This window comes from Empedobacter sp. UBA7494, from assembly GCF_002478465.1.
GTDB lineage: Bacteria > Bacteroidota > Bacteroidia > Flavobacteriales > Weeksellaceae > Empedobacter > Empedobacter falsenii_B.
Window position 1 is genome coordinate 1 of sequence record NZ_DLOC01000028.1, and the last position, 13780, is coordinate 13780.

Annotated in this window: 17 protein-coding genes; 11 read left to right on the forward strand and 6 right to left on the reverse strand. The window is 30.1% G+C overall.

What is annotated here, in order from left to right:
- Window positions 1-135 precede the first annotated feature (135 nt).
- The 4 genes from bshB1 to B4E95_RS02640 all read right to left on the reverse strand — a co-directional run bounded on the left by bshB1 (window position 136) and on the right by B4E95_RS02640 (window position 2735).
- Window positions 136-837 (reverse strand): bacillithiol biosynthesis deacetylase BshB1, encoded by a 702-nt coding sequence (gene bshB1, locus B4E95_RS02625; protein ID WP_286495854.1) that lies wholly within the window; start codon window positions 835-837, stop codon window positions 136-138.
- A 3-nt stretch (window positions 838-840) separates the two neighbouring features.
- On the reverse strand, window positions 841-1434 hold the full coding sequence (locus B4E95_RS02630; protein ID WP_286495853.1) for a glutathione peroxidase: 594 nt from the start codon (window positions 1432-1434) through the stop codon (window positions 841-843).
- Between the two features lie 124 nt (window positions 1435-1558).
- On the reverse strand, window positions 1559-2194 hold the full coding sequence (locus B4E95_RS02635) for an NAD(P)H-dependent oxidoreductase (RefSeq protein ID WP_291062254.1): 636 nt from the start codon (window positions 2192-2194) through the stop codon (window positions 1559-1561).
- Window positions 2195-2270: 76 nt separating this feature from the next.
- Window positions 2271-2735 carry a hypothetical protein gene (locus B4E95_RS02640; RefSeq protein WP_291089734.1) on the reverse strand — a complete coding sequence of 155 codons (465 nt, stop codon included), beginning with the start codon at window positions 2733-2735 and terminating at the stop codon, window positions 2271-2273.
- Between the two features lie 105 nt (window positions 2736-2840).
- On the opposite strand from B4E95_RS02640, the gene B4E95_RS02645 reads away from it, so the two are divergent.
- From B4E95_RS02645 to B4E95_RS02665, 5 genes are all read left to right on the forward strand, one after another.
- A complete protein-coding gene (locus B4E95_RS02645) occupies window positions 2841-3857 on the forward strand; it encodes an aminoglycoside phosphotransferase family protein (RefSeq protein ID WP_291078210.1) in 1017 nt (338 codons plus the stop codon).
- A complete protein-coding gene (locus B4E95_RS02650) occupies window positions 3850-4272 on the forward strand; it encodes a RapZ C-terminal domain-containing protein (protein WP_291062258.1) in 423 nt (140 codons plus the stop codon). Before B4E95_RS02645 ends, B4E95_RS02650 begins: the two co-directional genes overlap by 8 nt.
- Before the next feature lies 1 nt (window position 4273).
- Complete coding sequence (locus B4E95_RS02655) at window positions 4274-4987, forward strand: nucleotidyltransferase family protein (RefSeq protein WP_291072402.1); 714 nt, start codon at window positions 4274-4276, stop codon at window positions 4985-4987.
- 66 nt (window positions 4988-5053) lie between these two features.
- Window positions 5054-5536 carry a hypothetical protein gene (locus B4E95_RS02660; RefSeq protein ID WP_291072403.1) on the forward strand — a complete coding sequence of 161 codons (483 nt, stop codon included), beginning with the start codon at window positions 5054-5056 and terminating at the stop codon, window positions 5534-5536.
- Window positions 5511-6347 carry a tetratricopeptide repeat protein gene (locus B4E95_RS02665; protein ID WP_291089737.1) on the forward strand — a complete coding sequence of 279 codons (837 nt, stop codon included), beginning with the start codon at window positions 5511-5513 and terminating at the stop codon, window positions 6345-6347. The genes B4E95_RS02660 and B4E95_RS02665 overlap by 26 nt, the downstream gene beginning before the upstream one ends.
- Window positions 6348-6427: 80 nt before the next feature.
- On the opposite strand, the gene B4E95_RS02670 is transcribed toward B4E95_RS02665, so the two are convergent.
- Window positions 6428-6799 carry a YchJ family protein gene (locus B4E95_RS02670; RefSeq protein WP_291062264.1) on the reverse strand — a complete coding sequence of 124 codons (372 nt, stop codon included), beginning with the start codon at window positions 6797-6799 and terminating at the stop codon, window positions 6428-6430.
- A 30-nt stretch (window positions 6800-6829) separates the two neighbouring features.
- The gene (locus tag B4E95_RS02675; protein ID WP_291062266.1) at window positions 6830-7552 is read right to left on the reverse strand and encodes an RDD family protein; all 723 of its coding nucleotides are present in this window, start codon (window positions 7550-7552) and stop codon (window positions 6830-6832) included.
- A 29-nt stretch (window positions 7553-7581) separates the two neighbouring features.
- Between B4E95_RS02675 and B4E95_RS02680 the strand changes: the two genes are divergently transcribed.
- From B4E95_RS02680 to B4E95_RS02705, 6 genes are all read left to right on the forward strand, one after another.
- Complete coding sequence (locus tag B4E95_RS02680) at window positions 7582-8577, forward strand: stage II sporulation protein M (protein ID WP_291089740.1); 996 nt, start codon at window positions 7582-7584, stop codon at window positions 8575-8577.
- On the forward strand, window positions 8564-9226 hold the full coding sequence (locus B4E95_RS02685; protein WP_291089743.1) for a hypothetical protein: 663 nt from the start codon (window positions 8564-8566) through the stop codon (window positions 9224-9226). The genes B4E95_RS02680 and B4E95_RS02685 overlap by 14 nt, the downstream gene beginning before the upstream one ends.
- A complete protein-coding gene (locus B4E95_RS02690; protein ID WP_291089746.1) occupies window positions 9223-10467 on the forward strand; it encodes a hypothetical protein in 1245 nt (414 codons plus the stop codon). The genes B4E95_RS02685 and B4E95_RS02690 overlap by 4 nt, the downstream gene beginning before the upstream one ends.
- Window positions 10467-11453 (forward strand): AAA family ATPase, encoded by a 987-nt coding sequence (locus tag B4E95_RS02695; RefSeq protein ID WP_114999758.1) that lies wholly within the window; start codon window positions 10467-10469, stop codon window positions 11451-11453. The genes B4E95_RS02690 and B4E95_RS02695 overlap by 1 nt, the downstream gene beginning before the upstream one ends.
- Entirely contained in the window at window positions 11453-12781 is a 1329-nt protein-coding gene (locus B4E95_RS02700) for a DUF58 domain-containing protein (protein ID WP_280061706.1), read from the forward strand. The genes B4E95_RS02695 and B4E95_RS02700 overlap by 1 nt, the downstream gene beginning before the upstream one ends.
- Window positions 12782-12862: 81 nt before the next feature.
- Window positions 12863-13480, forward strand: a complete 618-nt coding sequence (locus B4E95_RS02705) for an N-acetylmuramoyl-L-alanine amidase family protein (protein WP_280048954.1) — start codon at window positions 12863-12865, stop codon at window positions 13478-13480.
- Window positions 13481-13780 lie beyond the last annotated feature (300 nt).

Sequence of the window (13780 nt, forward strand, 5' to 3'; positions counted from 1 at the left end):
ACTGAGCTACAATCACCATTTTTATTGCGAAATTAACTTTTATTTAATCTCTCAATTGGACTGCAAATATAGCCTATTAATCGGTACTTGCAAATAATTTTGACAAAAAAATAAAGGTTTTTTACACCTTTATTTCTAAATTAAAGAATCTAAATTATTTACGCCAATGTAACTTCGCGAAATAAATCCTTCTCCACCTTCAGTTCCGATTAATCTTCCTAAATCATATGCACGATATCGGATAGAATCTGTAAAATTCTTTGATGAAATTGGCGTTTGAGGTTCGCTCGAATTTGGATCAAAAAATTGCGTTTTATATGCCATGCAAGCTTCTACTTTTGTATCTACAAAACCAGAGATGTCAATCACAAAATGAGGTTCTAAAGGCAACCATTGAATGTAGTGGAAGTGTTTTTTGGGACGCCAAGCTGGTAATCCATTTTCAATTTTTGGTAAACCTGATAAGAAAATAGCAGTATTCACTAAATCTGAACCTTTTCCATGATCTGGATGGCGATCGTGAGGTGCATTACTCAAAATAATATCAGGTTGATATTTTCGAATAATTTCGACAATTTTCAATTGATTTTCTTTATCATTCAAGAAAAAACCATCAGGAATTCCAAGATTTTCTCTCACAGCAACGCCCAAAATGTTTTTAGCATCATTTGCTTCTACACGGCGAATTTCATCGGTACCACGAGTTCCCAGTTCTCCTTTTGTTAAATCAAGAATACCAACAGTTTTACCGTTTTTAATTTCTTTTGCAAGTGTTCCTCCACATCCCAATTCTACATCATCAGGATGCGCTCCAATTGCAAGAATATCTAACTTCATTTATTATTTATTTAACCAATCTATTATTTCTTTTGAATCTGGAGTTACTTTTGAAGGGTAAGAAGCCTCTAAATTTCCGTCTTTGTTAATCAAAAATTTTGTAAAATTCCATTTTACATCATTGTCAGATTTTCCGTTCAATGATTTTTTTGTTAAGAATTTGAAAATTTCATTTTGATTTTTTCCAATTACATCACTTTTTGACATTAAAGGAAAAGTTACGCCATAATTTAATTTACAAAAACTTGCAATTTCTTCGTTGTTGTCAAATTCTTGACCTCCAAAATTGTCCGAAGGAAATCCAACAATAACTAAACCTTGATCTTTATATTCTTGATACAATTTTTCTAAAGCATCATATTGAGGTGTGTAACCACATTTTGAAGCTGTATTAAGAATTAAGATTTTCTTTCCTTTCAAATCCGCGAAATTAAAATCGTCATCATTGATATCCTTGAATGTATAATCGTAAATTTTGTTCACTTTTTGAGGTGTTTTTGTTGTTTGATGAATGGTTTGCTTTTTAGAAACTTTCTTAGTTTCTTGCGCATTACAAGCTATAAATAGCCCTAAAAATCCGATGAATAAATATTTCATTGCGTACTATTTTGAACAAATTTAAAAAAAATGTTACGATTTGTAAGTTAAAGTAGGTTAAAATAAAAAAGCTCAAAATATTGTTGAACAAAAAAGCTTTCTCTGATCAGAGAAAGCTTTTTTGTTATTCATATAATTTCGTTGCAAAATCCTTCATCGGATTTCTAACTTTTTTCATTGGCGCTAGCCAATCTTCACTGTCTCGGTATCCCAAAGGAAGCATTAAAACACTTCGCATTCCTTTTTCTTTCAAATCAAGTAAATCATCCAATTCAGCATTATCAAAACCTTCCATAGGCGTACTATCAATTTTCAATTCTGCAGCTTGAGCAAGAGCAAAACCTAATCCAATGTATGCTTGACGAGCAGTATGTGCAAAATTTTCTTCAGAAGTTTGAGGCAAATAAATTCCTTTCAATTTATCTGTATATGAACCAAAACGACCTCTTGGCAAATCTCTCTCATCCGTTGTATAATCGTAAATTGCATCTATACGATCTTCTGTATAACGATCCCAAGCTACAAAAACCAATAAGTGTGAACAGTCTAGAATTGCTTGCTGATCATAAGCAATCGGAACAATTTTTTGTTGCAATTCTTTGTTCTTAATAACCAAAATTCTGAACTGTTGCAAACCTGATGAAGTTGGTGCTAAACGAGCTGCTTCAACAATTTTTTTAACGTCTTCTTCTTCAACAATTAAAGACGGATCATATTTTTTTGTGGCGTAACGCCATTTCAAATCATCTATTAAAGACATAATTACTTATTTAAAATCTTTCTAAAAATACATCAAAAAAGTAATCGATCGCCCAAAAAATATGCTAAAATTTATGTTATTTATCTTGTTTCCATTCTAAAAAATAACTTCCAGTTGCATTCGTAGAATTCCAACGAACTTGATAATCACCTTTTGTCAAATCAACTGTAAAATTTTCTTCTTTCGAATTTGTAAGTTGACGATTAAACACAACTTCATTATTTTGATCGACAATTTCAAAATTCATTTCGCCTTCTAATTTGATATTCGAATGAAAATTAGCAGTTAAACTTTTCGAAACATTTAGCTTGATATAACTCGTTCCAGAAGCATCTTCAAACTTCGCTTTTGTCCAATTATCACCATTCGAATTCGACCATTTCGAATCTCCTACTCCTTTGTCAAAAAAAGTTCCTTGAGATTTGATATTTGGGTTATCCACTTTTCTATAAAAATTATTCGAATCTACATCTGCATTAACTTTTACTGTTATACATGATTGTAACGAAATCATTGCAATAATAAATGCTATTTTTTTCATATTAGTTTTTCTTTTACTAAATAGATGCAGCATTTTGAAAAAAGTTACAACAAACAAATATTTTTAAATCATTTTTGATATGCGTAACTTTCGCAAAATATTCTGATGAACGATACTACAACTCAATTTTTGCAAGAAAACTTTACTCAAAAAGCAATTGAAAGTTTAACTCAACTTTCAGGAGGAGGTTCGTCTCGAGTTTATTCGAGATTTTTTGATCAAAATCAGCCGTATATTTTGGCTGAAAGCTCTAATATCGAAGAAAATAAAGTGTTTATTCAGTTTTCATTAGATTTAAAAAAAGTTATCAATAATATTCCAGAAATTGTTTCAGTTTCAGAAGATTTCACGACCTATGTTCAAACAGATTTAGGCAACGAAACATTGATGAATGTTGTCTTGAATAATTTCGAAAAAGCAAAACCTTATTATTTTAAGACTTTAGAAAAATTAGCAATTGCTCAAATTCAAGGTGTAACTAAAATCGATTTTAATCACACTTTTTCATATCCAAAATTAGATAAAACATTAATTTTAAGAGATTTATTTCAGTTTAATTTTTACTTTTTAGATGTCTTAGCAATTGATTACAATGCAGGAAAATTAATCAAAGATTTTGATCGTTTTGCGTCTCAATTTGATAAACTTTCGCCACAAGGTTTTGTGTTCAGAGATTTCCAAACGCGCAACATTATGATTCATCAAAACGAACCTTATTTTATCGATTATCAAGGCGGTTTGTATGGACCTGTTGTCTATGATTTGGTTTCGTTAATTTGGCAAGCAAAAGCCAATTTACCATTTGAATTTAAGAAGGATTTGTATGAATTTTATTACCAAGAATTAACCAAACAAATTCCGACTTTGGTTCCGATAGATTTTCGTCAATCGTACGAATATTGTGTAGTTGCTCGACTTTTACAAGTTTTAGGAACATATGGTTTGAGAGGAATTATTGAACGAAAAAAACACTTTTTAGAAAGTATTTCGTTTGGGATTAAAAACTTGGAATCAATAATCGATTATCCTATATTACAAAATTATCCAGAATTAAAACATATTATAAAAATCCTTGTTCTTCCAGAAACGTTAGAACGCATAAATCATAAAATAAATGGCTAAATTAAATATCAACGTTCGTAGTTTTTCGTACAAAAAAGGAATTCCAACCGATCCAACTGGAAATGGTGGTGGTTTCGTTTTTGATTGTCGTGGAATTCTAAATCCAGGTCGAATTCAAGCGTATAAAACACAAACAGGACGCGACGAAGAGATTAAAAAATACTTGGAAACAGAAACTAAAATTGCAGTTTTTTTAGAAGGTGTTTTTCAAATTATTGACATTTCGATCGAAGATTATTTGCAGCGTGGTTTCGAGAATTTAGAAATTAATTTTGGTTGTACAGGTGGACAACATCGATCAGTTTATTCTGCTGATGCGACTGCAAAACATATTCAAGAGAAATTTCCAGAAGCACAAGTTACGTTACATCATGTTGTGCAAGAAGAAAAAAATTGGATAAACGAGGCATATTAATATGAAAGCAATGATTTTTGCAGCGGGTCTTGGGACTCGTTTAAAACCATTTACTAACAATCATCCCAAAGCTTTAGCAGTTGTAAATGGAAAACCTCTTTTGCAACGAAATATCGAATATTTGAAATCTTTCGGAATTAATGAAATCGTGATTAACGTGCATCATTTTGCAGATCAAATCATTGAGTTTTTAGAAGATAATAATTATTTCGGAATTGAAATTACTATTTCAGATGAAACGGATCAAGTTCTTGAAACTGGTGGTGGTTTGGTTAAAGCAAAAGCTAATTTCGAGGAAGATTTTTTGGTGATGAATGTGGACATTTTAACAGATCTAAATCTTGATAAATTTATCAAAGCACATCAAGAAAACAAAGCGTTAGTAACGTTAGCAGTTTCTAATCGAAATTCGTCTCGTAAACTATTTTTCAATGAACAAAATGAGTTAAAAGGTTGGCGAAATCTGAAAACGGAAGAAGAAATAAAAGCTGTAGATTCTTTAGACAATTGCAAAGATTTAGCTTTTAGTGGAATTCATGTTATTTCTCCTACTTTATTTTATAAAATTACGGAGAAAGGTAAATTTTCTATTATGAAAGTCTATATGGATTTAATGCAAACTGAATCTATCATTGGTTTTGATCATTCTGGCGGAATTTTAATCGATGTTGGTCGACCAGAAAGCGTGTTAGAAGCAGAACAATATTTTAAATAGAAAACAAAAAACTCAATTCAATGGATTGAGTTTTTTTATGCAAAAAGTTTACATATCTTAGACAGAATGAAATACATTAATTATTTTGTCTATTTAACTATTATTGCAGCTTCATTTTTAGCTGTACTTTTTTACTTTTCTTTAAAAACAAAAGTTGGAAGAATTGATAAAAAAGAAATTATTGATAAAGGCACTTCTTTCGAGCCTTGTTCTTCTATGATTTATCAATATTATAGTACTGACGCAGGTTACAAAACAGAGCGTTATGGCATTCGTAAGGTAATTTCTGAACCAATTCATCAATTAAAATTTCCTAATTTTTCTGGAAATATAAATGTACGTTTTGTAATTAATTGTAAAAACGAAATTGGTTATTTCAGAATTAAAGCAGTTGACCAAGATTATAAAAAGGTTGAAATTTCTGATGATTTGCAAAAGAAAATTGTTGCTATTGTTCAGCAATTAAAAGATTGGAACGGAAAAAATGAAGATTCTTATTATCAAATTCAAATAAAATTAAAAGATGGGAAAGTTGAAGACATTTTTTAAGTCAAAAACATGGCGAATTATTTTTGGTACGATTAAATTAATCATAGCAATTCCTATTTTTATTTATTGTTTATTTTGTTTCTATTTATATTTTTTCTCTCCATTAAAAACAAAATTTGACTTAGCTGCTGGTCCGCAAGGAAGTTATTATTCAGCATATATGTTAGATTATTTAATCAAAACGAATCCAAAAAACGAAAAAATTTTATGGGAATCTTCAGTTGCCTATAATAAAGCTGGTGAAAATGAAGAAGGAATGCGTCGCTTAAAAAAAGTAATAGAGATGAATCCAAGAGATTATTTGGGTTATTCTGGATGGATAAAACAAACAAGATTGAGAGATTACGAAAATTCATTAATAGATTTTCATCGTTTGGATAAATTGTCTAATGTTGTAGAATATCCTTGGGGAGAAAATATTTATTATTTGATGGGGTTGTCTTATCAAGGTTTAGGAAATTACGATTCCGCGATTGTTTATTATGATAAATTTATTGCATCCGAAAAAAATCCCGATAATATTTATCCAAGAATGTACACTTATCGTGGAAAAATTGAAGCTGATCGAAAAAATTATTCAAAAGCTTTAGATTTTTACAATAAAACAATCGGTTTGGATAAAAATATTGCGGAAGCCTATTACTATAAAGCCGAAACATTCCGACTTACTAATCAAAAAGATTCTGCAAAAATAAATTACAATAAAAGCTTAGATTTAATCAGAAATAATTATAAAAATCAAGATGCTTATGATGAAGTCTTTTTAGAAATCTATGATACAGAAATTCATGACAAATTGAAGAAATTGTAAATGTAATTACTCAAAAAAAAACATTTTTTAGATTTTTCGACTTCGCTCGAAAAGACATTTTTCCGAATTTATTTTTAGAATCAATAAAACTCTCCATCTACATAAAACCATTTGCCATTCTCTTGCACAAATGTAGAAAGCTCGTCATGTTCGTAGATTTCGCCTTGTTTATCTTGATAATAAGCTCTAAATCGAACTTTATTAGCTTTTGCAAAAACAATTTCTAACTTTAACCATTTATTCGATTTAGCCCACTCTTCGATATCACTAAAATCATTATCTTTTTGTGTAGAAGAATGTGTTGTATCAACTAAATATTCAGGCAAAACCATTGCAAAAGCAGCGTAACGAGAGCGCATCAACTCTTCGGGAGTTTTTGGCAATTCTTTATTTAAATGAAAAGGTTCACAACAAGTTGCATATTCTTTTCCAGAACAACAAGGACAATTCATTTTATTCTTTATTTTTTGCAAAGATATTGTTTACTTGTCTTTGTGGTAATGATAATGATCTTGAATCACCACTTGAATAAAATCAATATTTCCTAAACCATCACTTTTCACCTCCATTATTTCCTCCAGTTTTCGCGTTAATTTTAGTAAAATATCATAATTATTATTGTGTAATGCTGAGGTAAAATTCTCTTTTACAATATTAATATCACGATCAGACAAGCGGTAAACTTCGGGAAAACGAATTTTATAAGTTTCAGAAACTTCAGCAAAAATAGTTTGTGATAAATCTAATTTCGGATTCAAATCAATCAAACATGTATTCGCAACAATATCTCCTAAACGTTGACCATTTTTATTGATAATCATTGTAATCAACGCAATCAATCCCGAGAATAAAAACAATTCTACAATTCCAATCACCCAGCGTAAGAAATAATCAAAATTATTAGCGCGGTTTCCATCCATTCGTATTACACGAATCTTCATGATCCATTTTCCAACAGTTTGCCCTTTCATCAAAATCTCTAAAATCAACGGATAAAGTAAAAATATAAAACCTATTATACTATAAATTCCCATTCGAAACCATTCGTCTCTATTCGGAATAAACTCCGAAAAATAAGACATGCCATAAACTAATACGATCCGGATAATCATATCAATAATATAAGCCAGTAAACGTTTTCCAAGTGGCGCAATATTATAAGCAATTTGCACGTTTTGTGGTGTATTGACTAAAAGTTTATTCATATATTTGGTTCACTAACAACTACTCTACTATGAGAGAAGCGCATTTTATTGATAAAAATAAGGCGAAATGGTCTGATATTGAACATAATTTGAAAAATAAAATTGATGTTCATCCAGATATTTTAGCAAAAAACTACATCGAAATTACAAATGATTTGGCGTTTGCTCAAACTTATTACCCAAAAAGTAAGACAAAAGATTATTTGAACGAGTTAGCTTTATTTGCTCATCAGTCAATTTACAAAGATCAAAGAACTTCGGGGAATCAATTTTTACAGTTTTTCAAAGAAGATGTGCCAAATGTAGTCTACAAAAATCACAAAATGTTGTTATATTCATTCCTGATTTTTGCTTTAGCGGTTTTAATTGGCGTTTTATCATCGCATTGCGATCCAGATTTTACACGATTAATTTTAGGAAATCAGTATGTAGACGAAACGTTAATGAACATCAAAAAAGGTGATCCTGCAGCAATTTACAAATCAGGAAGCCAGACAGGAAGTACATTAGCGATTACAATCAATAATATTCGAGTTGCTTTTTTGGCTTTTACATTGGGCTTATTTTTCAGTATTGGCTCAGGATATATTCTATTTTCGAACGGAATTATGTTAGGTGCATTTCATTATATGTTTTTCAAAGAAGGCGTTTTGGGAAAGGCTATGTCAGCAATTTGGATGCATGGAACAATCGAAATATCGGTGATTATTATTGCAGGAGCTTGCGGTTTGATGTTAGGAAATGGCTTTATGTTCCCGAAAACTTTATCGCGAAAAAAATCACTCATAATCAAAGCAAAAGAAGCGGTAATGATTTTATTAAGCACTGTTCCAATGTTTATTATAGCTGGATTTATCGAAGGTTTTATTACGCGTTTATATGATGTAAATATTGTATTGAGTTTATCGGTTATAATCCTTTCATTAATCTTAATTGTTTGGTATTATATCATTTATCCGATTCAAAAAAATAGACAAAAAACTTTTTCGTTCAATCAAACTTTAGAATCGAATGAAACAATTTAGACTATTTTTTACATTTACATTATTATTGATTCAATTCGTTGTTTTTGCGCAAGAAAAAACAGTAGAATTTAAAGCATTCAAAGAAAAATATGCTGGAAAAGAATTTAATTACGAAGATGTTCCAAAACCTAAAAAAGAATTCGAACCAGGCTTTTTCTCAAAATTAATCGAAGGTATTTTTAGATTTCTTTCTTATTTACCTTGGGAAATCATTTTCTATTTTGTGATTGGATTATTCTTAATTTTTCTTGCCACACGTATTTATAAAAATGGAGGAATTCTCAAACGAAATTCGAAAAAATTATATGATGAATCTGATTTTGATTTTATCGAAGAAAATTTAGCTGAAGTTAATTTGAATTCATTAATCAATAAAGCTGAAACAGAACAGAATTTTGCTTTAGCAATTCGTTATTTGCATTATCAAAATCTACAAAATTTAGATAAAAAAGGTTGGATTGAATGGGATCCGAAGAAAACAAATCAGCAATTTATCAATCAAATAAAAGACGAAAAATCAAAAATTTTATTCAATCAAAATACTAAAATTTTTAATCAAGTTTGGTTTGGAGAATTTAAAATTGATGAAAATAAATACTACGAATTCAAGACAAATTTCAATCATTTTAATCAATATTTAGCCTCATGAAAAAGAAATTAGGTATTCTATTAGGCGCGGTTTTATTGGTCGGAATTTTTGTATTTTCTTTCTCAAAACTTCGTTATAAACTTCCTAAATCATGGGATGTAAGCCTTTATCAAAATAGTAAAGATCCGTACGGATTATTTATTATGCACGAAGAACTTGGAAATTTGTCCAATGGAAAAATGAAAGATTTGGAAAAACTTTCTGAATTAAAAATTGATCCTAAAAAAGCAAAAGATTATGCAGTTGTTGTGCTTGGTTCTGAGATTTATTTTGATACAGTTTCTAAAAATCTATTAAGCAAAATTGTCAAAAACGGTGGAGTTGTGATGGTTGCAGATTATCATGACAATTTTGGTGATGATTCAAATGGAAAAGAAGATATTTACGAAGAAACGTATTCTACGGATACAATAACAGCTGACTCTACAGTAGTTGAGGAAAATATGTTGTATAATCAGACAATAAATATTAATGATAATTTCGAACTTCGAACAAATAAATCTTTTAAAATAAAGAAGAAAAAAGAAGTTGAACATCATTATTTTAGCGACATCACAAGTGATTCTGAAATTCTTGGAACACTTACTTATAAAGATAAAGCTTATCCAAATTATTTAAAAATCAAACCAAAAGATTACAAAGGTTATTATTTGTATCATGCAGAACCGCTTTATTTTACGAATTATTATTTATTAAATGAAGACAGTTATTTCTATGCTAAATCAGTTTTAGAACCATTAAAAGGGAAAACTATTTTTTGGTACAATACCTCGAAAACTTATGCAGGAAGTTCGTCAATGATGCGTTTCATAATGGGTGAACCAGCTCTAAAAGCTGCTTGGATAACACTATTGGTTTTACTTTTCTTCTTTTTACTTTTTAGAAGTAAACGCGAACAACGCATCATTCCAATTTATACCAAAGAAGAAAATCATACCGTCGAATTTGCCAAAACAATTTCTTCTTTATACCAAGAAAATGGCGAAGTAAAAGACATTGTTTCAAAGAAAATCGATTATTTTTTATACAAATTGAGAAAAACATTTTTAATCGAAACAGACGATATTACGAATAAACAATTCATTGAAATTGTTGCACAAAAAGCAAATTTGAGGCAAGAAGAATGTCTTGAAAAATTCACGATTCTTAAAAATATTTATCAAAAAAATCAACCAAATGAACACGATCTAAAGATTGTGTATCAAATCATCGAAAACTATAAACAAAAAGCAAATATCTAATGAGCGAAAATACATATCAACCATTCGAAAATAGAGTCGATTTTTCGGATGTACAACATAAAATGCAAGCTGTAAAAAATGAATTGAAAAAGGTAATTGTCGGACAGGATGATATTATTGATCAATTGATTTTAGCTTTGCTTTCTAACGGTCATTCTCTAATTGAAGGTTTACCTGGAGTTGCCAAAACAATGATGGCAAAATTGTTGGCAAAAACGATAGATTCTGGTTTTAGTAGAATTCAGTTTACGCCAGATTTAATGCCTTCTGACGTGATTGGAACGTCTATTTTAAATTCTAAAATCAATGAATTTGAGTTCAAAAAAGGACCAATTTTTTCGAATATTATTTTGATTGATGAGATTAACCGTTCGCCTGCAAAAACTCAAGCGGCTTTATTCGAATCGATGTCAGAAAGACAAGTGACAGTTGATGGAACAACTTATCCTTTACAAGCACCTTTTTTGGTTTTTGCAACTCAAAATCCAATTGAGCAAGAAGGTACGTATCGCTTACCAGAAGCGCAATTAGATCGTTTTATGTTCAAGATTTATGTTAAATATCCTTCGTTAGAAAGTGAAATTGAATTATTGAAAGAACAACAAGAACGCAAAAATATCGACAAAGAATCGTTGGTAGAAAAAGTAATTTCAGGAAATGAAATTATTGAGTTCCAAGATCGCATAAAATCAGTTTTCGTACACGAAGCGTTGATTACGTATATTGCGACAATTGTTCATCAAACCAGAATCGATCAAACCTTGTATATGGGTGCATCGCCACGTGCTTCTATCGCGATTTTAGATGCAGCAAAATCTAATGCAGCCGTGAATAGACGCGATTTTGTGATTCCAGAAGATATCAAACAAATTGCGCATACAATTTTGGGACACCGCGTTGTGATGGTTCCAGAAAAAGAGATGGAAGGTTTTACAACACAACATATTATTCAGCAAATTATTGATCGCGTAGAAATTCCTCGTTAATGAAATTTTTCAGAAGCTTATTTCTTACCAATCGCTTTTTTTATGCGGGATTATTGATTGCATTTTGTTATGTGATCGCATTTTTTCTACCTTCTATTTACATTATTGCAAAGATTTTGACACTTGTATTTATCGTTAGTGTTATTGTCGAAATATTTTTGATTTATATTCCTAAAACTTCCATTGAAGTTATTCGAAATTATCCAGAACGATTATCAAATGGTGATGAAAATGAATTGGAACTTTTCGTAACAAATCATTATCAATTTCCGCTGAATGTAAGGATTATAGAAGAATTTCCTGTTCAATTACAATTAAGAGATTTTCAGTTTAGAAAACGATTTAAAAGTGGTCAAAATACTAAATTTGATTTCAAAATTCGACCAACAGAGCGCGGTTCGTATAAATTTGGATTAACAAATGTATTTATTTCTGTTTTTGGATTGATTGAGAAAAAAATCAAAATAAACGAACCTATTTCAATTGCGTGCTATCCTTCTTATTTGCAATTAAAACAATTTCAATTGTATTCTACCGCTCAGTTACAGAATCAATTTGGAATGAAAAGGATTCGAAAAATTGGAACAAATACAGAATTTGAAAATATAAAAAATTATACGATTGGTGACGAATATCGTTTAATCAATTGGAAAGCAACAGCGAAAGCAAATCGATTGATGGTCAATCAATTTCAGGAAGAAAAATCGCAGCCTGTTTATTCGTTAATTGATTTGGGAAGAACGATGCGAATGCCTTTCGATGGTTTAAAATTGTTGGATTACTCGATCAATTCGAGTTTAGTTGTCGCAAATATTTCACTTCAAAAAAATGAAAAAGCAGGTTTAATTACATTTAATAAAAGAATTCAAGATCACGTTGTTGCTGACAGAAAAAATCATCAAATGCAATTGATTTTGGAGAAATTATACAATGTACAAACTGATTTTTTGGAAAGTGATTTTGGGCAATTGTATGCCTATATCAAACGAAAATTAACGCAACGATCGCTTTTATTTATTTATACCAATTTTGAAACGATTGATGGTTTGGAACGTCAATTACCTTATCTGAAATTGATTAAAAAATCGCATGTTGTCGTTTTGATTCTTTTTAAAAATTCAGAATTGAAGAAATTAAATTATCAGAAAGCAAAGACTACAACTGACATTTATGATCAAACAATTGCCGAAAAGTTTAATTACGACAAAGAATTAATCATAAATCGTTTGCATCAATTTGGGATTTTAACCATTTATTGCGAACCACAAGAATTGTCTATTAACTTAATCAATAAATATTTAGAGATAAAAGCGCGAGGTTTATTTTAAAAAAAGATTTATTTAACCAATTATTTAGAAAAAAAAAGCACAATTATTGCTTAAAGTTGGTCAATTTAATCTGAACAACCCATGAAAAAACTATTACAGATCTTTTGTTTAATTTTAACAACAGGTCTTTTTGCACAAACAAATTTTATTGAAAATAAAACACCTTCTACAAAGCGCGTAATCCTTTTGGATGCTGGACACGGAGGAACAGATACTGGTGTAAAAAAAGAAGAATTTCAAGAAAAAGATATTGCGCTGAAAATTGCAGAAATTATCCAAGAAAAAAATCCTTTTACAGATGTTGATTTTGTATTATTGAGAAAAGGTGACGAACAAATTATCAATACAAGTCGTGCGAAAATGATTAATGAAATAAAACCTGATTTGGTTTTATCAATCCACGCAAATTATAATGTAAAAGATTCGAAAAAAGGAACAGAGATTCACCTTTCTCCATTGAATCCTACTTTCGAAGAATGTAAAATACTTGGCGAAAAAATTGGAAAAAATATAAGTTCTTTAGGTTTTGAAAATTTAGGAATTGTTGAAACAAATTCGAAAATATTACGAGATTCACAAGTTCCAATTATTATGATTGAAATCGGTTATTTAACAAATGACGATGACCGAAAAATCTTAACAAACGAAAGTAATTACCCTAAAATAGCGGATAAAATTTTTGAAGCATTGAAGAATTAACGATACAATAAAAAAAGCCTTCTGATTTAGAAGGCTTTTGTATTTTCATTAAATGTCCCGTCCTGAAATAGCGATACAAAAAAGAAATCGTTATTATGGAAGAAAGAAGCAATTATGTCAAACGTACTCAGCGAGATTACAGTATGTCTTTTAAGTTGAGTGTTGTAAAAGAAATCGGGGGAGGGGAGTTATCTACTGTAGGCGCTAGCCGGAAGTATCGCATCCAAGCCCGAAGAACAGTTATGCGTTCGCTCAGAAAATTTGGTACCTTTGATTGAGACAACCAAACACCCTCGAATA